The following is a 1427-nucleotide window of genomic DNA, read 5'->3' on the forward strand; positions in this document are numbered from 1 at the left end:
TGGGCGCCGTACTCGGTCCAGTCGGCGGCGTAGACCAGCGGCACGGCCGGGCCGAGGAGCGCCCGCGCGTCGGCCGCGAGGCTGCGGAGCGCCTCGACCGCCGGGTAGCCGGAGGCGCCCCGCACCCGGGTCAGGCCGACGAGCTCGCTGCCGATCACCAGCCCCGCGAGCGGCGTGCCCGCGGCGGCCCAGCCGGCGGCGAGCCCGGCGTAGTGCAGCACCTGCCGCCGGTAGCCCTCCGGCCCCGCGAAGAAGGCCGCGACCTGCGCCTCCGCCTCCGCGGTGCCGTCCGGGCTGCCGGGCTCGCCCGGGGCCGGGTGGCAGGTGATGCGCCCGCGCCAGGGATAGGGCGGCTGGGCGGGCGCGCCGCGCGGGTCCGGCAGGGCGTTGGCGTGGGGGATGTCCATCATCACGAAGGGGTAGAGCACCACCTCCAGGCCGCGCCGGGCCAGCTCCGCCACCAGCCGGGCGAGGCCCGCATCCGAGGGCGTGCCGCCGAAGGCCGGCGTGCCCTCGGGCGCCCGGCTCATCACGGCGGCGCCCGCGCGGGGGATGCCCGCCACCTGCCAGCGGTCGCCGGCCGTGGCCTTGCCCCCGTCCTCGACCTTCGGCACCACCCGGCACGCGCCCGCCCGCAGGTCGTCGCCGAACCACGAGACCACCACGGCGACGCGGGCGAGGTTGGGGCAGAGCGCCTGGAGCGCGTCGAGCGAGGCGACGACGTCGGTCGCGGCCTGGAGCTGGTGGCGGTTGGCGGGCCGCGTCCGCCCGAAGCCGAGATCGACCGTGACGAGGGCGGGGTCCAGCCCGAACTCGCTCGCCCCCGGGATCAGGTCGATCGCGCGCACCAGCGGCGCCAGCCCGTTGACCGGTCGCACCACCTCGAAGGCGAATTGTGGGATGCGGTTGCCGAAATCGGCGAGCGGCAATCCCTCGAACACCACGTAGGCGAGGCCCCGATAGGCGGGCGCGTTCTCCGCGCCCTCCTTGGCGACGACGAGCGGGTCCGGCGCCTGGTCCGCGCCGCCCCGGTGAACCCGCAGCGTCAGGCCGGTCTGGTCGAGCTCGCGCCCGTCCGCCCAGATCCGGCGCACGCAGGCGATCTCGCCCTCGCACAGGCCGACCGCGAGGTTGGCGAAGTAGGCGTAGGCGGTGCGGACCGTCTTCTGCCCGCCGCCGCCCTTGGCGCCGCTGCCGGCGCGCTCGACCGTGGTGTTGGCGACCTCAAGCGGCCGCGTCGCCCAGATCAGGGTGCCGCCGATGCGGGCGCGGCCGTAGACCCGCGGCACCGGATCGCCCTCGGTCGAGGTGAGGCCCGCGACGTCGGCGAGCCGCGGGCCCTCGACGTGGCGCGGGCCGGCCCGGCCGCCGAGCAGCGCCCCGTCGATCGCGCCCCCCGCCGCGGCGCCGAGCGCGCGCCCGACCAC

The 1427-nt window shown here is 77.9% G+C and carries 1 protein-coding gene; it reads right to left on the reverse strand.

Annotated features, from left to right (window positions below; all coding sequences use genetic code 11):
* Window positions 1–1427, reverse strand: a 1427-nt coding sequence (locus AX737_RS01930) for a glycoside hydrolase TIM-barrel-like domain-containing protein (protein ID WP_197430422.1), incomplete at both ends; no start/stop codon positions are given.

Origin of the sequence: Methylobacterium sp. CCH5-D2, assembly GCF_001556475.1 — a bacterium.
GTDB lineage: Bacteria > Pseudomonadota > Alphaproteobacteria > Rhizobiales > Beijerinckiaceae > Methylobacterium > Methylobacterium hispanicum.